The organism is Amycolatopsis circi (assembly GCF_003385235.1).
Classification (GTDB): Bacteria; Actinomycetota; Actinomycetes; order Mycobacteriales; family Pseudonocardiaceae; genus Amycolatopsis; species Amycolatopsis circi.
Map to the genome: position 1 here is coordinate 59,203 of NZ_PQIA01000014.1, position 22,216 is coordinate 81,418.

At 69.5% G+C, this 22,216-nt stretch carries 25 protein-coding genes and 1 pseudogene; 7 read left to right on the forward strand and 19 right to left on the reverse strand.

The window, feature by feature from the left end; genetic code table 11:
• Window positions 1-116: 116 nt before the first annotated feature.
• Window positions 117-2,180: a phosphocholine-specific phospholipase C gene (locus D0D37_RS07695; protein ID WP_116199833.1), complete on the forward strand. Its 2,064-nt coding sequence runs from the start codon at window positions 117-119 to the stop codon at window positions 2,178-2,180.
• Between the two features lie 50 nt (window positions 2,181-2,230).
• Here the strand turns inward: D0D37_RS07695 and D0D37_RS07700 are convergent, their stop codons facing one another.
• The 5 genes from D0D37_RS07700 to D0D37_RS07715 form a co-directional block, all read right to left on the reverse strand.
• Window positions 2,231-3,376: an MFS transporter gene (locus tag D0D37_RS07700; RefSeq protein WP_116199834.1), complete on the reverse strand. Its 1,146-nt coding sequence runs from the start codon at window positions 3,374-3,376 to the stop codon at window positions 2,231-2,233.
• A gap of 96 nt (window positions 3,377-3,472) precedes the next feature.
• Window positions 3,473-4,003 carry a Chromate resistance protein ChrB gene (locus D0D37_RS07705; protein ID WP_116199835.1) on the reverse strand — a complete coding sequence of 177 codons (531 nt, stop codon included), beginning with the start codon at window positions 4,001-4,003 and terminating at the stop codon, window positions 3,473-3,475.
• Window positions 4,004-4,023: 20 nt separating this feature from the next.
• Complete coding sequence (locus D0D37_RS07710) at window positions 4,024-4,575, reverse strand: TetR/AcrR family transcriptional regulator (RefSeq protein WP_162834119.1); 552 nt, start codon at window positions 4,573-4,575, stop codon at window positions 4,024-4,026.
• Window positions 4,542-4,736: a hypothetical protein gene (locus D0D37_RS46485; protein WP_162834120.1), complete on the reverse strand. Its 195-nt coding sequence runs from the start codon at window positions 4,734-4,736 to the stop codon at window positions 4,542-4,544. The genes D0D37_RS07710 and D0D37_RS46485 overlap by 34 nt, the downstream gene beginning before the upstream one ends.
• A 41-nt stretch (window positions 4,737-4,777) precedes the next feature.
• Window positions 4,778-5,401, reverse strand: a complete 624-nt coding sequence (locus D0D37_RS07715; RefSeq protein WP_116199837.1) for a class I SAM-dependent methyltransferase — start codon at window positions 5,399-5,401, stop codon at window positions 4,778-4,780.
• Window positions 5,402-5,451: 50 nt separating this feature from the next.
• On the opposite strand from D0D37_RS07715, the gene D0D37_RS07720 reads away from it, so the two are divergent.
• The 4 genes from D0D37_RS07720 (at window position 5,452) to D0D37_RS07735 (ending at window position 8,046) form a co-directional block, all read left to right on the forward strand.
• Window positions 5,452-6,216: a class I SAM-dependent methyltransferase gene (locus D0D37_RS07720; protein ID WP_116199838.1), complete on the forward strand. Its 765-nt coding sequence runs from the start codon at window positions 5,452-5,454 to the stop codon at window positions 6,214-6,216.
• 65 nt (window positions 6,217-6,281) lie between these two features.
• Window positions 6,282-7,178 carry an RNA polymerase sigma-70 factor gene (locus tag D0D37_RS07725; protein WP_208719849.1) on the forward strand — a complete coding sequence of 299 codons (897 nt, stop codon included), beginning with the start codon at window positions 6,282-6,284 and terminating at the stop codon, window positions 7,176-7,178.
• A gap of 122 nt (window positions 7,179-7,300) precedes the next feature.
• Window positions 7,301-7,567 carry a GlsB/YeaQ/YmgE family stress response membrane protein gene (locus D0D37_RS07730; protein ID WP_009077073.1) on the forward strand — a complete coding sequence of 89 codons (267 nt, stop codon included), beginning with the start codon at window positions 7,301-7,303 and terminating at the stop codon, window positions 7,565-7,567.
• A 197-nt stretch (window positions 7,568-7,764) separates the two neighbouring features.
• Window positions 7,765-8,046: a DUF3040 domain-containing protein gene (locus tag D0D37_RS07735; RefSeq protein WP_167493505.1), complete on the forward strand. Its 282-nt coding sequence runs from the start codon at window positions 7,765-7,767 to the stop codon at window positions 8,044-8,046.
• 40 nt (window positions 8,047-8,086) lie between these two features.
• Here the strand turns inward: D0D37_RS07735 and D0D37_RS07740 are convergent, their stop codons facing one another.
• The 3 genes from D0D37_RS07740 to D0D37_RS07750 form a co-directional block, all read right to left on the reverse strand.
• The gene (locus D0D37_RS07740; protein WP_116199841.1) at window positions 8,087-8,566 is read right to left on the reverse strand and encodes a hypothetical protein; all 480 of its coding nucleotides are present in this window, start codon (window positions 8,564-8,566) and stop codon (window positions 8,087-8,089) included.
• 299 nt (window positions 8,567-8,865) lie between these two features.
• A complete protein-coding gene (locus tag D0D37_RS07745; RefSeq protein WP_116199842.1) occupies window positions 8,866-9,786 on the reverse strand; it encodes a winged helix-turn-helix domain-containing protein in 921 nt (306 codons plus the stop codon).
• A gap of 407 nt (window positions 9,787-10,193) precedes the next feature.
• On the reverse strand, window positions 10,194-10,817 hold the full coding sequence (locus tag D0D37_RS07750; RefSeq protein ID WP_116199843.1) for a superoxide dismutase: 624 nt from the start codon (window positions 10,815-10,817) through the stop codon (window positions 10,194-10,196).
• Window positions 10,818-11,030: 213 nt separating this feature from the next.
• Between D0D37_RS07750 and D0D37_RS07755 the strand changes: the two genes are divergently transcribed.
• Both D0D37_RS07755 and D0D37_RS07760 read left to right on the forward strand, forming a co-directional pair.
• On the forward strand, window positions 11,031-11,402 hold the full coding sequence (locus D0D37_RS07755; protein ID WP_116199844.1) for a hypothetical protein: 372 nt from the start codon (window positions 11,031-11,033) through the stop codon (window positions 11,400-11,402).
• A 58-nt stretch (window positions 11,403-11,460) separates the two neighbouring features.
• Window positions 11,461-12,036: a DUF305 domain-containing protein gene (locus D0D37_RS07760; protein WP_116199845.1), complete on the forward strand. Its 576-nt coding sequence runs from the start codon at window positions 11,461-11,463 to the stop codon at window positions 12,034-12,036.
• Window positions 12,037-12,466: 430 nt separating this feature from the next.
• Here D0D37_RS07760 and D0D37_RS47825 read toward each other — a convergent pair whose 3' ends face one another.
• The 11 genes and pseudogenes from D0D37_RS47825 to D0D37_RS07810 form a co-directional block, all read right to left on the reverse strand.
• Entirely contained in the window at window positions 12,467-12,628 is a 162-nt protein-coding gene (locus D0D37_RS47825; protein ID WP_167493506.1) for a DUF6307 family protein, read from the reverse strand.
• A 60-nt stretch (window positions 12,629-12,688) separates the two neighbouring features.
• Window positions 12,689-12,808: pseudogene (locus tag D0D37_RS48740) on the reverse strand (RGCVC family protein); the annotation flags it as partial.
• Window positions 12,805-13,227 (reverse strand): DUF5994 family protein, encoded by a 423-nt coding sequence (locus tag D0D37_RS07770; protein WP_208719850.1) that lies wholly within the window; start codon window positions 13,225-13,227, stop codon window positions 12,805-12,807. The gene D0D37_RS07770 and the pseudogene D0D37_RS48740, both read right to left, overlap by 4 nt.
• 41 nt (window positions 13,228-13,268) lie before the next feature.
• Window positions 13,269-14,309 (reverse strand): fatty acid desaturase family protein, encoded by a 1,041-nt coding sequence (locus tag D0D37_RS07775; protein ID WP_116199847.1) that lies wholly within the window; start codon window positions 14,307-14,309, stop codon window positions 13,269-13,271.
• Between the two features lie 917 nt (window positions 14,310-15,226).
• Window positions 15,227-15,892, reverse strand: coding sequence for a DNA alkylation repair protein (locus D0D37_RS07780; RefSeq protein WP_116199848.1), 666 nt, complete (start codon window positions 15,890-15,892; stop codon window positions 15,227-15,229).
• Window positions 15,893-16,227: 335 nt separating this feature from the next.
• Complete coding sequence (locus tag D0D37_RS07785) at window positions 16,228-16,836, reverse strand: flavin reductase family protein (RefSeq protein WP_116199849.1); 609 nt, start codon at window positions 16,834-16,836, stop codon at window positions 16,228-16,230.
• Window positions 16,837-16,842: 6 nt separating this feature from the next.
• Entirely contained in the window at window positions 16,843-18,465 is a 1,623-nt protein-coding gene (locus tag D0D37_RS07790) for an amidohydrolase (RefSeq protein WP_116199850.1), read from the reverse strand.
• Window positions 18,462-19,487, reverse strand: a complete 1,026-nt coding sequence (locus D0D37_RS07795) for an ABC transporter ATP-binding protein (protein WP_116199851.1) — start codon at window positions 19,485-19,487, stop codon at window positions 18,462-18,464. Before D0D37_RS07795 ends, D0D37_RS07790 begins: the two co-directional genes overlap by 4 nt.
• A complete protein-coding gene (locus tag D0D37_RS07800; RefSeq protein WP_116199930.1) occupies window positions 19,484-20,302 on the reverse strand; it encodes an ABC transporter permease in 819 nt (272 codons plus the stop codon). Before D0D37_RS07800 ends, D0D37_RS07795 begins: the two co-directional genes overlap by 4 nt.
• The gene (locus D0D37_RS07805) at window positions 20,295-21,176 is read right to left on the reverse strand and encodes an ABC transporter permease (protein WP_116199931.1); all 882 of its coding nucleotides are present in this window, start codon (window positions 21,174-21,176) and stop codon (window positions 20,295-20,297) included. The genes D0D37_RS07800 and D0D37_RS07805 overlap by 8 nt, the downstream gene beginning before the upstream one ends.
• Window positions 21,173-22,213, reverse strand: coding sequence for an extracellular solute-binding protein (locus tag D0D37_RS07810; protein ID WP_116199852.1), 1,041 nt, complete (start codon window positions 22,211-22,213; stop codon window positions 21,173-21,175). The genes D0D37_RS07805 and D0D37_RS07810 overlap by 4 nt, the downstream gene beginning before the upstream one ends.
• Window positions 22,214-22,216: the final 3 nt, after the last annotated feature.

Consider the following 22,216-nt stretch of genomic DNA (forward strand, 5'->3'; position numbering starts at 1 on the left):
TCCCGGTCAGCGGTTGACAGCGCGCGGAGGATCCGTCGATGATTCGTTCGGCTTTTCCCGGTGGGAAATTCCCGAACGCGTCCGCGAACTGTCCCCGACTTTTCGAGGAGACATCGATGTCATCGGTCAGCCGTCGCCGATTCATGCAACTCGCCGCGGCCACCGCCGCCGGCACGGCGTTGCCCGCGAGCATCGCGCGGGCGGCTTCGGTGCCGGCCGCCGTGCGCACCGGCACGCTCGCGGACGTCGAGCACGTCGTCGTGCTGATGCAGGAAAACCGGTCGTTCGACCACTATTTCGGGACCCTCAACGGCGTCCGCGGCTTCGGCGACCCGCGCCCGGTCTCGCTGCCGAGCGGGAAACCCGTGTGGCACCAGGCCGACGCGAGCGGCGCCGAAACCCTGCCGTTCCGCCCCGCCGAGGACAATCTCGGCCTCACCTTCATCGAGGACCTCAACCACGACTGGAACGGCACGCACACCGCCTGGAGCACCGGCCGGTGGGACAAGTGGATCCCGGCGAAAACCCGCACCACCATGGCGTATCTGACGCGCAAGGACATCCCGTTCCACTACGCGCTCGCCGACGCGTTCACCATCTGCGACGGCTACCACTGCTCGATGCTGTCCTCCACCGACCCGAACCGGTACTACATGTACACCGGCTGGACCGGAAATGACGGTTCCGGCAACGGACCGGTGCTGGGCAATGAAGAATCCGGCTACGGCTGGACCAGTTTCCCGGAAATCCTGGAAAAGGCCGGGGTTTCGTGGAAGATCTACCAGGACATCGGCGACGGTCTCGACAAGGACCACGGCTGGGGCTGGACGAAAGACGCCTACATCGGCAACTACGGCGACAACTCGCTGCTTTACCTGACCCAGTACCAAAACGCCACCCAAGGCAGCCCGCTTTACGACAACGCGCGCACCGGCACGCGCGCCACCGCGGGCGACGGATTCTTCGACCGCCTCACCGCGGATGTCAAAGCGAACCGCCTGCCGCAGGTTTCCTGGATCGTGGCCCCGGAAGCGTACTGTGAACATCCGGCGTGGCCTGCCAATTACGGTGCCTGGTATGTCTCCGGAGTACTCGACGCACTCACCTCGAATCCGGACGTGTGGAGCAAAACCGTCCTGCTCATCACTTACGACGAGAACGACGGTTTCTTCGACCACGCCGTCCCGCCGTATCCGCCGCGCGACGCGAACTGGGGCCAGTCGACGGTGAGCGTCGCCGGAGAATGGTACGAAGGCGGTGCGGCCGCGTCGTATCTGACTGGAATGCCTTACGGACTCGGCCCGCGCGTGCCGCTGCTGGCCGTCTCGCCGTGGAGCACCGGCGGCTGGGTCTGCTCGCAGACTTTCGACCACACGTCGCTGATCCAATTCGTGGAAAAGCGCTTCGGCGTGCACAATCCGAACATTTCGCCGTGGCGCCGTGCGGTCTGCGGGGATCTCACGTCGGCGTTCGACTTCACCGGCGCCAACAGCGGCGTCCCGTCCCTGCCCGGCACCGGCGACTACCAACCGCCCGCCGACCACAGCACTCCGCCGACCTATCACCCGGTGCCGCCGTCGAACGGCTCGCTCCCGAAACAGGAACCCGGCGCCCGCAAAGCACGCGCGCTGCCGTACGACCTGGCAGCGGACACGCAGGCCCGCGACGGCCGGATGTACTTCACCTTCACCAACCTCGGCGACGCCGGAGCCGGATTCCACGTGACGTCCCGGATGCGTTCCGACGGGCCGTGGCCCTACACCGTGGAGGGCCACAAGTCGGTCACCGACAGCTGGCATTTGCCCAGCGGCGCGGGAGATTGGTACCAGTACTCGGTTTTCGGCCCGAACGGCTGGCTCCGCGAACAGGCCGGAACCATCGGCGGCTTGGGCCCCGAGGTCACCGCCCGGCACGACGCTGGCTACGTGACGGTGACGTTCACGAACCCGAGCAACCGGACGGTCACCTTCACCGGGATCGACGCTTACGCGCCTACCGAGGCTTACCAGTACACGCTCGCCCCTGGTACGTCACGGGCGGTGCCGAAGTGGGGCGTGGCCAACGGTTGGTACGACATCACGGTCAAAGCCGATCACGACGGGCAGTACGTGCGCCGTTTCGCGGGCCACGCGGAAACCGGCCAAGCCTCGACCAGCGACCCGGCTATCGCTACTAGCTGACCGGTCCGTGAAGGGAACCCTGAGGGACTCTGATTCCCTGAGGGTTCCCCTCACGGCTTTCCGGAGCCAGCACGAGCCACGAGCAAGCCGACCGCCGCCAGCACCACGGCGAGCCCGCCGAACCCGACACCCAGCGTCGCCGCCGACGCGATCGCACCGACCAGCAACGGCCCGCCCGCGTCGCCCAGCTCGCGGCCGACCTCAGCCGCTCCCATCGTCTGCCCGAGCCGTTCCTTCGGTGCGGCACCAGCCAAATGTGCGAACCCGATCGGCGTGGCCACTCCAACCCCGACGCCGATCGCGACCGCCGCAACCACCACTCCCGCGACACCCGGCACGAACGCGCCCAGCGCCAGCCCGGCAGCGGTCAGCAGCAACCCGCCAGCCATCCCCAGTCCGTCGGGAATCCGCCCAGCGTCCCGCAGCCGCCCGGCCCACGGCTGCACCAACGCCGAACACAACGCCAGCACCGACACCACCGCACCGGTCGCGACTGTGCCGAGCCCGCTCGCTGCCCCGGTCACCGGCAGGAATCCGATCCCGACCGCAAGCGCAGCAGTCGTTCCGGCCAGCACCGCAGTCGGCCGCACGAACCCAGGCTCAGCGAGCCGACGGGCGAGGTCGAGAACGGTCTGTCGCTGGCGCGGCAACGGCTCCGGCGCAGGCACCGCCAACGCGGCCCACCCGGCGACGACGAACGCCAGCACCGCAAGAGTGCCGAACAGCAAGGAAAACCCGCCCAGCATGATCAGCACGCCGCCGAGCAACGGGCCGAGCGTGTAGCCGACGCTCTTCCAAGCGCCGTAACCACCGAACGCCCGCCCCTGCCGTTTCTCCGGCGACAACCGAGCGACCAACGCGCCCGCCGCCGGCGAGAAGGCCGCCGCAGCCGCACCCTGACCGAACCGGGCCAAGCCCACCGCAGCCGGATTTCCCGCGAGCACAAAGGCCGCCGACGCGAGCGCGAACGCCAGCAGGCCGCCGAGCAGCACCGGCCGCGGCCCGATCCGGTCGGCCAGCGACCCGAACACCGGCTTGAGCACGACCTCGGCCCCGTCGTATACCGCGAGCAGCAATCCCAAGGTCAGCAAGGAATCACCGTGCGTGTACGCGCCCAGGCTGGCGGCGATGCTGTGCGCGCCGAACGCGGTGACGAACCCGGCGGCGTACAGCGGACGCAGCTCAGCAGAACTCATGCGAAACCCTCACCTCTGCGGCAGGGCTTGAAAAACCCGCCTGACGTCGTCTGCGAACCGCCCCGTCCCCGCCGAGCCTGGAGCCCACGCCACCCTTCACATCTGATGTAGGGCTTCGAAAACCAGCTCGGTGTACTCAGCAAGCCGCTCCGTGCAGTGTTTCAACCGCTGGTCAGCCACGCCCGCCGAAGGCGCCCCGAACACGTCTCGGGCCTTCAGATCCCGATACCAGCGCCGCAACCGCTCGAGGCTCTGCTCTTCCTCTTCCAGTTCGGCCATCGTGAACTTGGCGATCCGGATTTCCTTGTCGATCTCGGCATCGAACTTGCCGCAGTCGGCCAGGAACTCCGTCCACTCCTCTTCCCGTTCGGCAGTGAACAGCTCCACCAGCCGCGAACCGTCCCGTTCCGCGGCGTCGAGCGTGATCACCTCGCCGTCGCCGCGTTCGGCCAGCTCCGCGACCCGCGCGACGCCGCCGGCGAACCCGGGCACGTCCGGCACCGCCCAGGCGCCCTGCCCGAGCGACAACGCACCTACCCGCCGCAGCTCACGCCACACGGCGACCCGATGCCGCGACGGTCCGGACGGCACCCGCACCACAAGTACCAGCCACTTGCCCTCTGCCACAGCGCTGAATGTATCACGTGTTACATCGACTCAGGTAGCGCCTTCAGGAAGGCACCGACCGTCCGATCCGCCAGCGCCTGACGGTCCGCCAACGGCAGCGACAGACACTGCAGCGTCACCCCGTCGATCATCGCGAACACCTGCGCCGCCACCTCCTCGGACAGCCCGGCGTCGACATACCACTGCCGCAGCTCGCGATCGAGCTTGGCATTTTCCTTCTGCAGCACCGGATCCACGACGGCCGCCGCCGCGTAGGCGAGCCATACGCGGGCCCGCCGCGTGCGTGGTTCGTCCAGCGGCAGCCACAGCTCGACATAACCGGCGATCGATTTCGGTTGCGCCGCCTCGATTTCCGCTAGGAACTGCTCCCCCGCGTACTCGAAACCGGCACGCACGAGGTCGTTCTTCGTCCGGTAGTAATACTGCACCTGAGCCGGAGAAACGCCCGCCGCCGCGGCGACCGTCCGCACGCTCAGCGCGCCGATTCCCTGCTCTGCCAGCACCTCCAGCACGGCATCGAGCACATGGGCAGCCCGCTTCACCGGCGAGTCGCCCCCGCGCGCGCTCGCCACGCGACGGCGATCAACTCCAGGATCCCGAGCACTCCCACCACCACGCCGACCTGCCGCAGCCCGACCACCGGCGTCTCGACGTCGCGGAACACGAAGTACAGCACCGCGCCGACGACCACCATCAGCACGCCAACCGCGACGTGCCCCCATTTGCCGTTCATCCGAACCCTCCTATACGAACGTACAATACGACCGTACAGGACTAAGCGGCCTTCCGTGCGGCCAACCGTTCGACGATTCCGGCCTTGCTCCGCTCCGCCCGCTCGACCTCGAACCCGGCCGCGGCGAGCAACGGCAGCGGGCGACGAGTCAAGTAATCCCCCAACTGCCATACAGTCAGCTTCTCCAGCAGCCGTTGACCAGCGAGAACGAACCATCGATCGCTGCCGACGTGGTCCAGCAGCAGAAGCCGCCCGTCCGGCCGCAGCACCCGGTGCATCTCCGCGATCGCGCCGCGTTCGTCCGGGACGCCGCACAGCCCCAGCGTGCAGACGACCGTGTCGAACGTGCCGTCCGGGAACGGAAGGGACTGCGCGTCCGCCTCGGTCAGCGTGACCTCGCGTCCGGTCGAAGCGGCCCGGCGGCGGGCGAGGTCCAGCATCGACGGACTGAGGTCGATCCCGGTCAGCCGCACGTCCGGCGGGTACAGCGGCAGATTCCGGCCGGTTCCGACAGCGACCTCCAGCACTTCTCCCGAAGCCTGGCCGCACACCCACTCGCGGCCGTCGGCGAGCAGCGCCCGCTCGATCCAGGCGATGTCGCGGTCGTACCGAGGCGCGGCCTCGTCCCACGTCCGCCGCAGCCAGTCCTGTCCCCGCTCCGCCATGGTCGCGAACTCCTCTCCGCCCGGGGTCTTTCCCCGTACCCTCGCATCCCATGGGGGATTTCGACTACGACGCGGAACTGCGCCGCTACGACCAGCACCTCCGCGAGGCCGCCGATGTCCGGCCGGACGACCACGTCCTCGACATCGGCTGCGGCGCCGGGCAGACCACCCGCGCCGCCGCTCAGCGCGCGATTCGCGGCAGCGCGCTGGGAGTCGACATATCCGCCTCGATGCTCGCCCGCGCCGAGCGAGCGTCCGCGGACGTGCCCAACGTCCGGTTCGCCCAGGCGGACGCGCAGGTCCATCCGTTCCCGCCGGCCGCGTTCACCGTCGGGCTGAGCCGGTTCGGCACGATGTTCTTCGAGGATCCGGCCGCCGCGTTCGCCAACGTCGCCCGCGCGCTGCGGCCCGGAGCGCGACTCGTGCAACTCGTCTGGCAGCACCGGAGCCGTCAGGAGTGGGTCACCGCGATCCACCGCACGCTCGCCGAGGCCGATCCGCCGAGCGGCACCGCGCCCGGCGACGCCTTCTCCCTCGCCGATCCCGCGACTGTCCGAAGTGTCCTCACCGCGAACGGATTCGCCGACGTCGAACTGGCCGACGTGCGCGAACCGGTCTGGTACGGCCCCGATCCGTCCACGGCGCTCGACGCAGTGCTCAAACTCCGCGAAGCGAGCGATCTGCTCGCCGCCCGCGACGCCGCCGAGAAAGACCGAGCCCTAGCCCGGCTGCGCGCCGAACTGACGAAGCACCACAGCCGTGACGGCGTCTGGTTCGCCGCACGCGCCTGGCTAGTCACCGCGCGCCGGACGTGATGTCACAAACCGCTGGTCGCCGGCGTCCTATGGGCGATCGACCCGAAACCGCGAAGGAGCCACCCATGACAGCGCCCGGCGAAGCGAGCCCGGACCTCGCCACCGAGACCTTCCTCGCGCACCGGAACCTGCTGTTCACCGTCGCGTACGAGATGCTCGGCTCGGCCGCCGACGCCGAGGACGTGCTGCAGGAAACCTGGCTGAAGTGGGCGGGCGTCAATCTCGCCGAGATCCGCGAGCACCGCGCCTACCTGGTGCGGATCACCACCCGCCAGGCGCTGACCCGGCTGCGCACGCTCGGCAGGCGCAAGGAGTCCTACATCGGGACTTGGCTGCCCGAACCGCTGCTCACCGCGCCGGACGTCGCCGAGGACGTCGAACTGGCCGACAGCGTCTCGATGGCGATGCTGCTGGTGCTCGAAACGCTGCGGCCGACCGAGCGCGCGGTGTTCGTGCTGCGCGAGGTCTTCGACGTGCCTTACGACGAAATCGCCGAAGCCGTCGGCAAAACCCCGGCCGCGGTGCGCCAGATCGGGCACCGGGCGCGGTCGCACGTGTCCGCCCGCCGACCGCGCGGCGACGTCACGCCCGCCGAAACCCGCGGCGCGCTCACCGCGTTCCAGAAGGCCGTCGAGACCGGCGACCTGCAGGGACTGCTCGACCTGCTCGCCCCGGACGTCGTCTTCCTCGGCGACGGCGGCGGCGTGAAGCAGGCGGTGCCGCGGCCGATCGTCGGCGCGGACAAGGTCGCGCGCCTGCTGACCGCCGGAGGCGCCCGGATCCCGGCTCCGCTGCGCCCGATGCAGGTCAACGGCCACCCGGCGCTGGTGCTGACGCTCGACGGCGAGGTCGACACCGTGCTCACGCTGCGCATCGACGACGGCAAGATCACCGGCCTGTACGCGGTGCGGAATCCGGCGAAGCTGTCGCACATGGACTCCGAAACCGCCCTTCGCCGCTGACTCCGTCCGGTACTACCGAAAGTAGCTCCGACGCTGGCGCGCGCCACCCGGACGGACCATGCCATCCTGGTCCCGCCAGGGGCGGCCCGCCGGGTCGCCGCCGTACCGAGGAGAGGACCGACGTGGGCGTTGTCAGCTGGATCGTGCTGGGCCTGATCGCCGGGTTGATCGCGAAGGCCCTCATGCCGGGCAAGGACCCGGGCGGCTGCATCATCACCATCCTGCTCGGGATCGGAGGCGCGTTCGTGGGCGGGTGGATCGGCAAAACGCTGTTCCACACCCAGCTCGGGACGTTCTTCGACCTGCGCACGTGGGGTCTCGCGGTGCTCGGCGCGCTGGTCATCCTGACCGGCTACCGGCTCATCGTGGGCGGCCGCCGCCGAGACTGATCCCCGGGGGCGGCCCGCTGCCTCCCGCGGCGGGCCGCCCCCGCTTCACGGATTCCGGACGGATTTCGCGAGAATCCGCCATCGCTTCCGGACTCACCCGGGCGCGGCCTCGAATTGAAAGCGACCCCGGATTCCGGCCTCGTTTCGTGGCAGAATCAGCGGAGAAGTTTCGGCCAGGTCGACGGGCGGAGCGGACGATGGCGCTGCGCGACCACGAACAACATCAGCTGGACGAGATCGAACGTCGCCTCGCCCAGGAAAATCCGCGCCTTGCCCGCCGGTTCGAGAAGTTCCGCCCGGTGCCGGTGGTCACCTTCGCCGCGGCCGCGGTCGGCGTGCTCAGCGTGTTCCTCACCGGCCTGGTCACGCTGGTGGTCGGGTTCGGCATGGACTCCGCCCCGCCGATCGCGGTGGGCGCGGTGCTCACGACGGCGATCCCGCTCGCGATCATCTGGTTCTACCGCTGCCACTGGCGCTGACGCTCCCCTGAAACCACTGGCCGGCCAAGGAAACACCTCGTCAGGCGGCGACGCGCCCGCGCGCGAAACGGCGGAACAGCGCGAATCCGGCGAGCACGGTGACCAATTCCCAGGCGATCGTCGTGATCACAGACACCGACAGCACGTCCGTCCGGTCCGGGGACGACGACCGCAGCTGCCCCCGCGCGTCCACGCGAACGCGGGTCAGGCCGCGCGCCGCCGGGTCCGAGCGCAGCGGGATGTTCGCTTCCTCGGTGCCGCCGTCCGGGGCGGTCCACGTGACGCGCCGGGTGTCGGGCATCGCGGCGCCCTCGCTCCCGCGCAGCGCGCCGGATTCGGGCTCGACGGCGGCGACGACGGACCGTCCGGGCGCGCGGTCGATCGCCGCGGAGCCCTGCCAGTGGATCCACAGGCCCAGCCCGAGCCCGGCCATCGCCGAGACCGCGACGGCCGCGGCCAGGAGCGGAAGGAGGAACGCGCGTCCGCGCACCGCGGACGCGCGGAAACCACCAGAAGCCATGCCATGAGAATGCCGGGAAAACCGGGAGCAGGGCAGGGTTTGCGGACAAATGTGCCCAAGTCGCGGAAAAAGACGCCCGCCGCGGGCAACCGACGCCCGATTTCACCCGTTCTTTTCACTCATTCGTGGGTAACGCCACATGGAGGCAACCTCGACGCGGGAGCCGGACCGAGAGCGTCGGGTCAGCTGCCGAACAGCCGTGTTCCATTCGGAACGGAACCGGTCGCGGCACCGCGTCGTTTATTGCCGCCGTCTTCCGCCAGTACGTGGGATTCTTCCGGACGCGCGAGCATTCCCCGTCACCCGCCGGACGCGCTCAGCAATGCCTGCCCGGTGGCTGTCACCGCGTGCCGCACTGTGTTCCCGTCCTGTTGGCTCTCCACCAATCCCGCACGGCGCAGAACACCCGCGTGTTTGCCCGCCGCCCCGGGCGTCACGCCGATCTCCCCGGCCAATTCGGCGGTGGACAGCGGGACCGCCAACGCGTGCAGCGCGCGGGCGCGGTTCGTGCCGAGCAGATCCGGCAGCGGGTCCTGGGCCGCGTCGCTCGCCGCGATCGCGTGCTCCGCGGGCGCGCCCCAGACCACCGGCAGCTCTGGTCCGGTCCCCGGATCCGGCTCCACGACCCGGAAATAGGCCGGGATGACGAGCAAGCCTCCGAAGTAGACACTGCGATCCGCGGACGACTCCGGCCCGTCCCAGCGGATCGGCGCGGCCTTCGCCCGTTCAGGCCCGGCGGACGGCCACATCGGAGTGCCGTACGAAGCGAGCGCCGAACCGAGCAGGGCGCGGGCCCCGTCGGCCAGTTCCCCGGCCCACGACGGCGCGAGCCCGTGCACGAAGAACGTCTGAAGGTCGGCGCGCAGGCTCGTTTTCGGGACGTGCACGACGCCGTCTCCCGCGACCGGGCCGAGCTGCCGCCGCCGGTCCGGTTGTCTCAGCGCCCCCGCGTGCCGGACCGGCGATTGCGAGCGGCCGGACGGCAGTGCCCGCACCGCCCGGTTGCGCAGTTCCAGCGCGGCCGCCGGACGGGGTTGCGGAAGCAGCCCCTCCCTGCGAAGTTGCTTGCGGGCACGAGCGGACCAGACCCGCAACCCGGCCGCGGGACGGCGGCTCTGCAGAGCGGTGAGGCTCAGCACCAGTTCCCACAGCGGATCGGGGCCGGTGCGCCGCCTCGTCCGGCCGAAATCGTCGTCGGTGAAATGAATGCGCAACGCCATGTGCTCCCCCTGCCCCCCGACATGGTTGCGCTTCCAGAGTGCCGCGCCGATCCGCCGCTGTCCAGGCGCGTTTTCCGTTCGGGGAAAGAACCCACCGAATGCCAGCGAATCTCGCTGAATCAGGTGGCCGGCCGGAGACGGTTCGCACGCGGAACCGCGAAAGCGAGACAAATCGTCTCGCCGGATCGGGCGCACGCATTAGGCGAGACGTGCGCCGGGCACGCCCGGATGCCGCCGGATCCGGACCGGGCGCGGCCTTCCCCCGGCGCGCGCGAGCTTCGGGACCAGCAGTTCCCGACATTCGCCGCAGCGATTTCCCCCGCCCGGGCGACTATTGCGCCGCGAATGCGAAACGGGGCCCGGCCGCGTGGGCCGGACCCCGTTTCCGGTGCCTCAGTGCTGCCTGCTCAGCCGAGCAGCAGGCCGTTGCCGCCGGCGACGGCGTTGTCGAAGCGCTTGGAGATCTCCGCCCAGTTGAAGATGTTCCACAGGGCGTTGACGTAGTCCGGCTTCACGTTCTTGTAGTCCAGGTAGAACGCGTGCTCCCACACGTCGACCAGCAGGATCGGCACGGTCGGCAGGATCAGGTTGTTGTGGTGATCGCGCAGCTGCTGGGTGATCAGCGTCTTGCCGATCGGGTCCCACGACAGCGCGCCCCACCCGTTGCCCTGGATCGTCGTCGACACCGCGGTGAACTGCGCCTTGAACTTGTCGAAGGAGCCGAACGCCTCGTCGATCGCCGCGGCCAGCTCGCCGGTCGGCTTGTCGCCGCCTTCCGGCGAGAGGATCTTCCACCACACCACGTGGTTGGCGTGCCCGGCCAGGTTGAACGCCAGCGTCGTCTCCAGCCCCACGATCGACCCGAAGTCGTTCGCTTCGCGGGCGGCGGCGAGCTTGTCCAGCGTGTCGTTCGCGCCCTTCACGTAGGTCGCGTGGTGCTTGCTGTGGTGCAGCTCGTTGATCTCGCCGGAGATGTGCGGCGCGAGAGCACCGTAGTCGTAATCGAGTTCGGGCAGCTCGTACCGGGCCATGGGCCCTCCTTCTGTCTTCGACATCAAGTCTTGCCCCCTCGAACCTAGTAGCACACCCGGGTCCCGGGCGAGCGGGGGCGACCTCGGCGCCACGGGGTGGAACCAGCTTGAGTGAATGTTCAACTTCCAGTACCGGCCTCGGCGGCCGACCACTCAGCGTGACCGGTTTGTCCGCCCCGCGCCGGTTCGCCCGTGCCCGGTACGGTTGACCCCATGGCGACGTCCCGGCTCGGCAGCGTGCAGCGGGTGCTGCTGCTGTTCGCGCTGGCGCTGGGCATCGCCGTGATGCACCACGTGCCCTCTCCGGGCGCCGGGCATGCCATGACGAGCCAGCTGTCCGTGGTCCAGGCGCACGACGCCGCCCCGGCCGCGGACTCCGGCATGCCCGCCGGCGAGCACTCGATGCTGCACCTCTGCCTGGCGGTCCTGTACGCGGCCGGAGCGCTCGTTCTCGGCCTGCTGGCTTTCCGCCGTTACACCGCCGTCAAGGCGGTCTTCGACGGCACACGCGGCTCCCCCGCCGACCGGCCGCCCGACAGACGGGGCCGGACCGTCCTGACTTCTCTCTGCGTGTTGCGAACCTGATCGGTCACGTCCGCTCCGGTCTTTCTTCGCAATTCTTCCTTTTGAGAGAAGGTTTTTCGTGCGCAAAATCTTTTTCAGCGGTGCCGTGCTGACCGCGTCGCTCCTGCTCGGCGCGTGCGGCGGTCCGGAATCCCCCGCTCCCGCACCCAGTGCGCAGGCGGGGCACAACGCCGCTGACGTCACGTTCGCCCAGCAGATGATCCCGCACCACCAGCAGGCGCTGGAAATGGCGAAAATGGTGCCGCCGCGCAGCAGCGACCCGAAGGTCGTCGACCTGGCCGGCCGGATCGACCGGGCGCAGGACCCGGAAATCCGGCAGATGCAAGGCTGGCTGACGTCCTGGGGCGTCGCGGCGACCAGCCATTCGATGCCCGGCGGCCACGACATGTCCGGCGACCACTCGATGACCGGCATGATGTCCGACGCCGACCTGAAAAGCCTGGACGCCGCCAAGGGCCCGGAGTTCGACCGGTCGTGGCTGGACATGATGGTCAAGCACCACCAGGGCGCGGTCGAGATGGCGAAGACGGAATTGGCCCAGGGCGCGGATGCCGGGGCCAAGGCGCTGGCGCAGCGGATCATCGACGCGCAGCAGGCGGAGATCGCTGAGATGCAGGGCTTGCTGAAGAGCTGATCCGGTGGGGCGCCGGGGTCGTTCGAGCGGCTCCGGCGCCCTGCTTCGGGGCCTTGCGCTGGCGGAGGTCTCGCCGGGCGAGGTCCAGCACTGGCGGGGCCGGGTCTCGCCACCTGCTCGGCGAAGTCCAGCGCCGTCCGCTCGCGAGACCTGGGTCTGGGCGAGTTGGCGCCGATCACCCGCGCACAACCCGGCGGGTTTTGTCATCAGGCTCCCCGCGCCAGCCGGAACCGAATCAGACGGCACGCGGCGGCCTCGATCGAGCGCCACCCCTCCGCCGGAGCTGGAGCGACTCTCTCGACCGCCCGGACGCGCGTCCAGCTGCTCGTGAGGCGAGGCACGGCGGCCGGTCCGGCTCGCGCGCCCTGTCTCCCGGAAGCCGAGCCGGAATCCGCCGGACCCGGCCGCGACGACCGGATCCGGCGGGTTCTCATCGCCGCAGTTTCTCCGGCGCTTCGTCGATCAGGCGCAGCAGCCGCACCGCGAGGTCCTGGCAGGCGGCACCGGTCAGGCCGGTGTCCTCCTCCAGCACGGCTCGGACGGAGGAGATGCGCTCGTCGTATCGCGACACGTACCTGATTTCGTCGGGCATGACGCGGTCCTCTTTCCTGGCTTTTCGGGTTGTTGCGAGGGTTTCGGCGGCGCACGCGCACCGGCGGTGCAAGCCGCCCGACGCGGTCGCGGCGCAGAAGCGGCTCGCGATCTCGTCGTGCGAGTCGTTTCCATGCGGGCAGACCGCGCAGGTCCCAGTCGTCAGCCGCGCCGGCGTCACGAGGTGCTCTCCAAGGGATCGGCGGTCTCGGCGCCGGACGCGACGCCGTTGCCGAACAGGATTTCCGCCGAGGTGGCGGTGGAATCGCCGTCCGAGGCCGACCGGAGCACGGCGCGGGCGACCCCGCCGGGCGCCTCCGGACGGATCACCAGCAGGTGCACCCACCGGGAGTCCGTGCCGATCACCGTGATCATGTCCGGGTCGGTGGAACGGAAGCCCTCCAGCCGCACGGTCCGGCCGCCGAGGCGCACCTCGCGTTCCGCCAGCCCCCACGCCTCCAGGTGATATCCCACCCGGGTGACCAGTCCGACCCGCTGTTCGAGGCAGTGCGCCAGCGACGGCAGCTCCTTCGCCAGCTCCGCCGAACGCGGCCACCAGCCGCCGTCGACCTTGCTGCGGCGCGCACCCGCCGGCTTCATCTCGACACGAGCTTCGGCCGGCCGCGGTCTGCCGTCAGCCGTCACCGGGCACCGTTTCCGGCGCTCGACGCCGCCCGGAGAGGGGTCCCGACCTGGTGCAAATGGCGCAGGACGTCCGCGTACGTACGGAACAGCCCGCCCTGGCTGTAGCTGATCCCGCGCTCGCGGCAGAAGTCCCGCACCAGCGGCTGCGCCCTCCCCAGGGTAGCCATCGGGATGCTCGGGAAAAGGTGGTGCTCGATCTGGTAGTTCAGCCCGCCCAGCGCGTACGTCATCCACCGGCCGCCGCGGACGTTGTGCGACGTCAGCACCTGGCGGCGGAGGAAGTCCAGGCGGTGGCCGGGTTCCAGGTGCGGCATCGCCTTGTGGTTGGGCGCGAACGAGCATCCCATGTAGACGCCCCACGCGGCGTGGTGCACCACGACGAACACCGCGGCGATTCCGGGCGGCAGCAAGAGAAACACGGCCGTGAGGTACGCCGCGAGGTGGAGGGCGAGCAGGGCCGCGTCGAGCCGGGGGGACTTGGTTCCGCCGTGGCGCACCGCTTTGATCCCCGACCAGTGCAGGTCGATGCCTTCCAGCAACAGCAAGGGAAAGAACAGGAATGCCTGGTATTTCGCCATCCAGCGCAGGAAACCCGCCTTCGCGCGGCCTTGCCGGGTGCTGAACGCCAAGGCGGAAATGTCGATGTCCGGGTCGGATTCCTCGAGGTTCGGGTTGGCGTGGTGCCGGGTGTGCTTGCCGACCCACCAGCCGTAGCTCAGCCCGACCAGCGCGGCCAGTGCCGTGCCGGCCGCGTCGTTCGCCCGGCGGCCGCGGAAGATCTGCTTGTGCCCGGCGTCGTGGCCGAGAAAAGAGAGCTGGGTGTAGGCCACGGCCAGCAGCGCCGCCGTGCCGAGTTGCCACCAGCTGGCCGCGCCGAGCGCGAGCAGCACCCACGCCGCGGCGAAGGCCAGCAACGCCGCGGTGGCGCGCACCAGGTAGTGCACCGGACGGCGGCGGAACAGTCCCGCCTCTTTCACCAGCGCCGACAGCTCGGCGAACTCGCTTCCGTGTCCCGTCCCCTGCGCCAGCCTGTCCATTTCCCAGCTCCGCATCGGGTGGTGTGCCGGACGACCGCGGTGGTTCGACAGAAGTAAAGGCCCGCGACCGCAGGTCTTGCCGCCGAGCCTACACCCGGGACGAGCGGCGAAGGGCGGATCCGGCGTCACTCACCGGGAGGAATCCGCTTACCGGTCCGTCTCGCCCCAGCCGTGCCACGACTTGAATTCCCTTGCACCCCAAGGACTTCCGCGACATCGGCCTGACCCGGACGGATATTCGCGACCGCCGAAACCCCGTTTCGGGGGACGCGGCGGGGCGCACGGAGCGGTCAAGGGTGTACCGTGAGCGGTGTCCGAGAACATCTCGTGCGCCGACAGTCCCGGCCCGCCGAGGCCAGGGCGAGCGCGTGCCATGTCGTCGGGCCCACGGCACACCACCGTCCTCCTCGCGGCCTGTCAGCCGCCGAGCTGCCCTAGCTTCGGTCGCACCCGCGACATCAGCCAACGGCGCCCTCTCGGGAACGGCGGTGGTGCGACGTGGCCAGCCGCCCGGTTCTTCCGTTCCGCCCGCGGTCCTCGCTTCTCCGAAAGGAAAACTCATCACTGCTCCAGTCAGTTCGCCGCTTTTCAGCCATCCGGTCGCCGAAAGCCCGCGTCCCGATGCGCTCGTCCGGCCGCAGGCCACTCGCTACGGCGGCCTGTTCCGCCAGCCCGCTGTCTCGCCCAGCGAGCGGAAAGAATCGCAGCCGCTCCAGGGACGAGCGCACTCGCGGCACCACCGTCGCTGACCCGCGTCCCTTCGCGCGGCAGCCGAGAAGCGTCCGAGTCTCCGGACAAGAGTGCCGTGTGCAGCGAAATCGGCTGTGGCTCAACCGATCCGGGCAGGTTCGACGGCACGCCCCGGACGTGATTCCCGGATTGAGCCGGAACACCGAGCGCCGCGAGCGTAGTGCTCGCTAAGCCTGCCGCTTCACCATCTCCGTGATCCACACCGGCGCGTACGGCGAGGTGCAGTTCGGCGGCGTCGGGTAGTCCTTGAGCACCCCGAGCCGCTCCCCGATCTCGATCGCGCGGGCCCGCAGGTCGGGATTCCCGATGCCGATCTGCGCGAGGCAATGGTTCATCGCCCACTGCAACCGGTCCGGGGCGGTTTTCATCTCGGCTTCGATGACGTCGAGCAGACCGGGAAGATCGAGCCCGGCGGGCTTCTTGGCGACCCGGTCCACGGTCAGCGCCCAGCCCGCGCTCGCGACCACCGGATCGGGGTCTTCGAGCCAGGCCACGCGGAGTTCCTCGGCGTAACGGCTCTTCTTGACGAGGTACGCGACGAGCCAGTCCTGGACCTTGGGTTTGCGCGCCTCGCGCAGCATGACGTCGAGGTCGTCGCGGTCGAACTGCTTGGGCCGCGCGACGAGGAGCGCGAGCAGGCGGGCGTTGGTCTCGCCGGTCTGCCAGAGTTCGCGGGCGAGGCCGGGCTGGGCTTTGAGTTCCTTGGCGAGGGCACGGAGCTTGCCGAGGTTGACGCTGTGGTCGTCGCCGTGGTTCTCGTTGACTGCCCGGATTTTGGGGTCGTCGAGTTCCGCCAGCCGGGCGAGGACCCCGGAGAGGGTTGCGTCGGCCACGAGAACCTCCTGCTCAGGATGCGGATGGGCTCGAGGCTACGGCAATGGCGGCGCAGGACGCGGTAACGCTCGCGGCCGGGGGACGTCTTTCCGGCCTGCCCCGGATTCGCCGCCAGCGCGCGGGCCGGGTGCGCGGTGGATTCGCCCGCCCAGGACCACGGCGCCGAAACAAAGCGATCCCGCAACCGGCCCAGGCCGCGGCCAGCGGGCGGTCAGCTCGGGCAAGTTCGACCCGCGGCGAGGAATACCAGGGATGCCTCGGCCCCGGCCGCCCGAAGACCTCCGGCGACCTCCAGCGCGAATGGGCCTGCCAGCAGGCCTACCTGCCCCGGCCGCTACCCCTCCGCCAGGAACTCCTCGGGAGCAGGAATCGGCACCCGCACCCAGTTGTCCACCCGGGTGAACGTCGCGCCTCCCATGCGCCCCACCGGCCGGTACACGTCCTGGTCCAGCCGTCCGTCCGGCCGGAGCAGCCGGTCGTCCACCGCCACCCCGACCACCTCGCCGAACACCAGGTGCGAGCCCCTGAACTCCTCGGTCTTCACCAGCGTGCACTCCAGGCTCGGGCCCGCCCCGGCGGGGTGCGGGACGGCGATCCGCACCCCGGGCGCCCACGACAACCCGACCCGCTCCGCTTCGTCCACCGAAGAGTCCACTGTGGACGCAGTGCGCGCGACGAGTTCTTCCTGACCGCTCAACGCCATCGTGATCGCGAACTCGCCCCGAGCCGAGATGTTGGCCAGAGTGTCCTTAGGCGCTTCCGAAATCGAGAAGACGACCGTCGGCGGATCCATTGTCAGCGGGGCGAAGTAGCTGAACGGCGCGAGGTTCCGCACGCCCGCACCGTCCACTGTGCTCACCCACGCGATCGGCCGCGGGACGACGGCGTTCTTCACCATCCACACGAAAGCGCCGCGATCGGCGTCGGTATTGCTGCTGTACACAACCCCTCACTCTGCCACTACACGTCCTCCGAGCACGGTCAGTTCCGACCGTACGCTCAGCAACTCCTCATCCGCAGCGGTGACCGGATCGTGGGCGAAAACCGCGAGGTCGGCGAGCGATCCGACGCCGAGAGTGCCCTTGGAATCCTCCGCGTGTTCGAGCCAGGCGGGGCCGGTCGTCCACAGCCGCAGCGCTTCCACCCTGGTCAGCGGGTTGGCCACCAGAGAGTACGCGTTCGGCCCGGGTGAGCCGGTGAAGGTTGCGACGCCGCGGCGCCAGTCTGGAACGGTCACCGGCGCGTCTGAGCTGTCGGCGACCACCACGCCGTGGTCCAGCAACGCTCGCGCGGGGAACGCGTCCGCCCACCGGGACTCGCCCAGCACGCGGACCATGGACGGGCCGCTGTAGGTCCGCATCAGCGAGCTGGTGATCACCCCGATGCCGGATCGCGCCAGGCGGGAGAGCACCGCGGCGGACAAGAAGGTGCCGTGGATCAGGGCGTGTCGTGCGTCCGGCCACGGGTCAGCCGCCTGGGCTGCCTCGATCGCGTCGACTACCGCGTCCGCGGCCCGGTCTCCGGTCACGTGGACCTGCACCCGCACCCGCCGGGCGTGGGCGACCAGGATCAGTTCGTGCAGCTCACGCACTCGCGCGTCGTCGTCGGGGCCGAAGGTCACGAGACTGCCGTGCTCGCCGGACGGATAGGGCGAGTGCATCCACGCGGTGCAGTGGGTCGGCACTCCGTCGGCGAACAGTTTGATGCCGCCGATCCGCAGCAGGTCATCGCCGACGGCGAAGTCAGTCTCGTCCAGCAACTGCGCCAGCGAGGCGGCGGACGTCGTCGGCGACGGCCAGTTCCAGTGCAGCAGCGCGGTGATCCGCATCCGCAACCGGCCGGCGGCGTGCAGGTCCCGGTAGTCCTGCCACAGGTCCGGCGGGACGATCGGGTCGGTCACACTCGTCATTCCGAGGGCGTTCAACCGCTCCATGCTGCGCACGATCGCGTCCAGCCGAACGGAACGGCTCGGCTGCGGCACCAGGGAAGCGACCAGCTCCTGCGCGCTCTCCACGAGCACCCCGGTCGGCTCGCCCGCGGAGTCCCGCACGATCTCCCCGGCTTCCGGATCCGGCGTCGCCGCAGTGATTCCTGCGCGTTTCAACGCCGCGCTGTTCGCCCACACCTCGTGTGATGACGCGTGGTGCAGCACCGTCGGCTGTGTGCCAGTCACGCTGTCGAGCCAGGCGCGGGTCGGCACTGCGCTGCCGTCCGCGAACTCGGCGATCGTCGTTTCCCGCCAGCCCCGGCCGACGATCCACTCCCCCGGCGGAGCGTCGGCCAGCGCGCGAGCGACCGAGTCCAAAGAAGACGCGGCGGAGAGGTCCACACAGAACTCCGGGCCAGCGGCGGCATGGAAGGCCAGATGCAGATGCGCGTCGTTCAGTCCAGGAAGGACAGTCCGGCCCGCCAGCTCGACGATCCGCGCCTCCGGTGCCGCCGCGGCGGAAACCGTCTTGTCGTCACCGACCGCGGCGATCCGGCCGTCCGACACCAGCACCGCGGAAGCGGTCCCGACCACCGGATCGAAAGTCCGGACCACGCCGCCGCGCAGCAGCAATTCCTCAGTCATACCGCCGCCAATTCCGGAACCTCGCCGCTCGGCACCACAGCCTGGTGCTCCGGATGCCAGGCTACGATCACCTCGTCCCCCGGCCGATGCTCGTGCGCGACCCCGGCCGACAACACCGCACAACCGCGCGCACCGTCGGAATACCGCAACCAGATCCGCGTGTGATCGCCGACGTACACGATGTCGGTCACCTGTGCGCTCGCCCGCTGGTGTCCACTCGGGACTGGCTCCTCGGGAGGATGCAGCGTCAACCGTTCCGGCCGCACGATCGTCACCTCCCCCGGCGTGAGCGACAGCGCGTTGGATTCTCCGATGAACTGTGCGACGAATAACGTCTCCGGCCGTTCGTACAGTTCCTCCGGCGTGCCGACCTGTTCGATCCGGCCGTCGTTGAACACCGCGATCCGGTCCGACAGCGTAAGCGCTTCCTGCTGATCATGCGTCACGAAGAGGAACGTCATCCCCAATTCTCGGTGCATCCGCGCGATTTCGCGCTGCAGCTGATCGCGCAGCTTCTTGTCCAGCGCGCCCAGCGGCTCGTCCATCAGCAACGCACGCGGTTCGTACACCACCGCACGCGCCAGCGCGACGCGCTGCTGCTGACCGCCGGAAAGCTGACGCGGCAACCGATCCCGCACCGCCGACAGCCCGACCAGCTCCAGCACCGCGTCCACCCGCCGCTCGATCTCGACCTTGGGCACCTTCCGCTGGCTCAGTCCAAAAGCGACATTGCGCGCCACCGACATGTGCGGGAACAGCGCGTACTGCTGGAAAACCACGCCGAGGTTCCGCCGGTGCGGTTTGAGCCGCGAGATCTCCTGACCGTCCACAGTGATCGATCCGGCCGTCAGCGGGGTGAACCCGGCGATCATCGACAGCATGGTCGTCTTGCCCGAACCGGACGGGCCGAGGAAGGTCATGAACTCGCCGTCGGCGATGTGCAGCGAAACGTCGTCCACGGCGGACCGGTCGACGCCGGGGTACGCCTTCGTCACGTGGGCGGTCGCGATTCCGTCAGTCATGATTGCTCTTTTCGGCGCAAAAAGGCGGGGACGAACAGCAGGACGGTGGTGAACACGACGATCAGGCTCGACGCGGCGGCGATCGTCGGGTCGATTTCCAGCACGATCGATTCGTACATCTTCACCGGCAGCGTCTTGATCGCGGGCGTCTGCAGGAACAACGCGACCACGACCTCGTCGAACGACGTGGCGAAGGCGAACACGAAGCCGGACAGCACCCCGGGCGCGATGATCGGGAGCACGACCTTGCGCAGAGTCGTGAACCGAGGCGCGCCGAGGCTGGCCGCGGCTTTCTCCATGATCGGGTCGTAGCCCGCCAGGCTGGTCTGCACCGACGTGAGCACGAACGGCAGCCCCAGCACCGCGTGCGCCAGCACGAAACCGAGCATCGTGCCGTTCAGCTGCCAGCGCAGGAAAACCCCGTAAATCGCGACGGCGACGACGATGCCGGGCAGGATCATCGGAGCCATCAGGAGCTGCCGGATCACTCCCCTGCCCCGGCGCATCCGGTCCAGCGCGAGCGCGGCCGCCACGCCGAGCACGGTCGCCAGTACGGCGGCGAGCACCCCGACCTGGACCGAGTTCGCCAACGCGGCCAGCCATTGCTTGCTGGTGAAGAACTCCGCGTACCAGTGCCACGACCAGTTCTTCGGCGGGAACTCGAACGTCGAGCCCGCGCCGAAGCTCATCGGGATCACCACGAGCGTCGGCGCGACGAGCACGAACGCGACGAGGACGACCCACACGCGCAGGCCCCAGCCGAGGCTCCGCTGCCGCACCGCGGCGGCCCTGCTGATGGACGGATTGTCAGCCACGGTCGGCACCTCCAGCCGCACTGGTGCCCAGCGGCGCGGCCACGCGGCTGAGCACGGCGAGCACCACGAGCGTGAGGACCAGCAGGATCGTCCCGAGCGCGCCGGCGCCCGCGAAGTCGAGCAGGTCGTTGACCTGGGTGCCGATCACCTGCGCGACCAGCGCCTGCTGCGGCGTGCCGAGCAGCGCCGGGGTGATGTAGAAGCCGAGCGACATGATGAACACCACCGACACCCCGGCCAGCACGCCCGGCATCGACAGCGGCACGTACACCTGCAGGAACGCCACCGGACGCCGCGCGCCGAGGCTGCCCGCCGCGTGCAGCAGGCTGCGGTCGATGCTGAGCATCGAACTTTGCAGCGGCAGCACCATGAACGGCAGCATCACCTGCACCATCGCGACCGTCACGCCGGCCACCGAACCCAGCAGCACGACCCCGTCGATGCCGATCGCCGACAGCGTTTTCTCGATGACGCCGCCGCGCTGTTCGAGCACGTACCAGGCGAAGTTGCGCGCCATCAGGCTGGTCCAGAACGGCATCAGGACCAGCAGCGTCAGCACCGTCCGGGCGCGGCGGCCGACGAGCGTCATCGCGTAGGCGTAGGGATACGCGATGACGAGCGTGGCCGCGGTGATGATCAGCGCGGTCCGCAAAGTCCGCAGCAGCACGCGGATCTGCACCTCGTCGCCGAGCACCGCCAGGTAATTGCCGACCCCGAACGACGGTTCGGTGAAGCTGCGCCACAAAATCACGGCCAGCGGGTAGAAGAAGAACACCAGCACCACCGCCGCCGCGGGGAGCAGCAGCCACGAAGTCCGCCGCTTTTCGCGCCCGGCCTGCGGCAAAGCCGGGGGGCGGGTCGCCACGGCGGTCATCCGGTCGTCCAATCCGACCACGCCTTCACCAGCGCGGGCCGGTTCGCCGCCCAATAACGCACGTTGCTGAGCACTCGCAAGTCCTCCTTGCCCTCGCCCCAGATATCGAGCTGGCGGCCGATCTCCGAACGGGTGGCGGGGGCGGCCGTGTTGGCCGGTCCCACGCCCGCCCGCGCGGCAAAGTCCGCCGCTTGCGCCGGTTGCGAGGCGAAGCGGATGAGCTTCTTCGCCTCCTCGGCGCGTGCCGTCCCCTTCGGCACCACGAGTACGTCCCAGGTCACCGGCACCGGGATGCCCGGCACCACCTTCCAGTTCGTCGCGCCCGTCTTGAGCAGCGAAAACGCCCGTGCGCTGACGATCAGCGCCATGTCCGCCTGTCCTCCGGCCATGCGCTGCTGCTGGTCGCCGTACGTACCGCTGATGGACAGTTGCGGCCGGATCCGGTCGTACATCCGCAGCGCGCGGTGCATGTCGAGCGGATACAGCTTGTCTCGCGGCACGCCGTCGGCCAGCAGCGCGGCCTCGATGGTGCCGACGCTCGGATCGCCGCCGTAGATGATGCGGCGGCCGGGGAACTGTTTCGGGTCGAAGAAATCCGCGAGTTTCGTCGGCGGGTTCTTGCCGTAGACCTTCGAGTCGTACATCAGCATCATGCCGAAGAAGGCGTCCGGCACCCCGCAATCGGTGAGCGAGCCCTGCGGGAAGCCGGCGGCCTGCGCTCCCATGTCGACGGGTTCGAGCAGGCTTCCGCACACCGCGGCGGCGGCGGACGCGTCGGTGTCGACGACGTCCCAGGTCACCTTGCCCGCCTCGACCATCGCCTTGAGCTTGGCGTTGCTCGACGGGCCGTCGATGGTGACCGTGGTCCCGGTCTGCTTCTCGTACGGGTCGAGCCACGCGGCGCGCTGGCCCGCCTGGTACGCGCCTTGGCCGTAGGAGGCGAACACGAGCGAGTTCGGGCCGCCCTCGGAGATCGCGCAGCCGGCAGTGGCGAGCAGAAGCGCGGCGGACAACAGCGTCGGTATCCGGCGTCTCATAGC

Coding starts and splice junctions, on each gene's coding strand:
- D0D37_RS07695 (WP_116199833.1), top strand. CDS start 117: ATGTCATCGGTCAGCCGTCGCCGATTCATGCAACTCGCCGCGGCCACC.
- D0D37_RS07700 (WP_116199834.1), bottom strand. CDS start 3,376: ATGAGTTCTGCTGAGCTGCGTCCGCTGTACGCCGCCGGGTTCGTCACC.
- D0D37_RS46485 (WP_162834120.1), bottom strand. CDS start 4,736: ATGAACGGCAAATGGGGGCACGTCGCGGTTGGCGTGCTGATGGTGGTC.
- D0D37_RS07715 (WP_116199837.1), bottom strand. CDS start 5,401: ATGGCGGAGCGGGGACAGGACTGGCTGCGGCGGACGTGGGACGAGGCC.
- D0D37_RS07720 (WP_116199838.1), top strand. CDS start 5,452: ATGGGGGATTTCGACTACGACGCGGAACTGCGCCGCTACGACCAGCAC.
- D0D37_RS07725 (WP_208719849.1), top strand. CDS start 6,282: ATGACAGCGCCCGGCGAAGCGAGCCCGGACCTCGCCACCGAGACCTTC.
- D0D37_RS07735 (WP_167493505.1), top strand. CDS start 7,765: ATGGCGCTGCGCGACCACGAACAACATCAGCTGGACGAGATCGAACGT.
- D0D37_RS07740 (WP_116199841.1), bottom strand. CDS start 8,566: ATGGCTTCTGGTGGTTTCCGCGCGTCCGCGGTGCGCGGACGCGCGTTC.
- D0D37_RS07745 (WP_116199842.1), bottom strand. CDS start 9,786: ATGGCGTTGCGCATTCATTTCACCGACGACGATTTCGGCCGGACGAGG.
- D0D37_RS07750 (WP_116199843.1), bottom strand. CDS start 10,817: ATGGCCCGGTACGAGCTGCCCGAACTCGATTACGACTACGGTGCTCTC.
- D0D37_RS07755 (WP_116199844.1), top strand. CDS start 11,031: ATGGCGACGTCCCGGCTCGGCAGCGTGCAGCGGGTGCTGCTGCTGTTC.
- D0D37_RS47825 (WP_167493506.1), bottom strand. CDS start 12,628: ATGCCCGACGAAATCAGGTACGTGTCGCGATACGACGAGCGCATCTCC.
- D0D37_RS07770 (WP_208719850.1), bottom strand. CDS start 13,227: ATGAAGCCGGCGGGTGCGCGCCGCAGCAAGGTCGACGGCGGCTGGTGG.
- D0D37_RS07775 (WP_116199847.1), bottom strand. CDS start 14,309: ATGGACAGGCTGGCGCAGGGGACGGGACACGGAAGCGAGTTCGCCGAG.
- D0D37_RS07790 (WP_116199850.1), bottom strand. CDS start 18,465: ATGACTGAGGAATTGCTGCTGCGCGGCGGCGTGGTCCGGACTTTCGAT.
- D0D37_RS07795 (WP_116199851.1), bottom strand. CDS start 19,487: ATGACTGACGGAATCGCGACCGCCCACGTGACGAAGGCGTACCCCGGC.
- D0D37_RS07805 (WP_116199931.1), bottom strand. CDS start 21,176: ATGACCGCCGTGGCGACCCGCCCCCCGGCTTTGCCGCAGGCCGGGCGC.
- D0D37_RS07810 (WP_116199852.1), bottom strand. CDS start 22,213: ATGAGACGCCGGATACCGACGCTGTTGTCCGCCGCGCTTCTGCTCGCC.